This is a genomic window from Thauera linaloolentis 47Lol = DSM 12138, assembly GCF_000310205.1.
Lineage (GTDB): Bacteria > Pseudomonadota > Gammaproteobacteria > Burkholderiales > Rhodocyclaceae > Thauera > Thauera linaloolentis.
The window spans coordinates 1-509 of record NZ_AMXE01000201.1; the positions used below are offsets into that span (position 1 = coordinate 1).

General features: G+C 64.2%; 1 protein-coding gene. It reads right to left on the reverse strand.

The features are described from left to right. A partial coding sequence (locus tag C666_RS19170; RefSeq protein WP_039919640.1) for a TRAP transporter small permease occupies positions 1-353 on the reverse strand: 353 nt, incomplete at its 3' end. Between the last annotated feature and the right edge of the window lie 156 nt (positions 354-509).

Below are 509 nucleotides of genomic sequence, written 5' to 3' on the forward strand. Positions count from 1 at the left end.
TGCGCGCCCAGCGTGCCGATGGTGCCGGTAAACAGCGCCCCGGCCAGCAGCCCGAAGATGATGAACTTCTGGCGCAGCGCGTCCGACAGGTGGTTGATCAGCACGTCGACGCCGACGTGGATGCCCGTGCGCACCCCGTAGGCCGCGCCGAACTTGGCCATCCACACGAACATGATGATGCACAGTTCCTGCGCCCAGCTCAGGTTGATGTCCAGCAGCACGTCCTGCAGCCCGGGGATGTCGAACCCGGACAGGTAGCGGTGCACCACCGCCACGAAGATGATGACGGTCGCCGCCCCGATGAAGAAGGCGACCAGCACTTCTTCCAGGCGATCAAGTAGTTTTAGCGGCATGGCGATTCCCCCATGAGTCCCGCCCTGGCGCGCCTGCTCCGGGCACGCCAGGGGCGGACCCGCTTCTTAGAACTTGCTCGGATCGAAGCCGGTGGCTTCGTAGATCGACTTGATCGTCGTCGCACCCACGCGCGATTCCATCTTCTTGTGCACCGG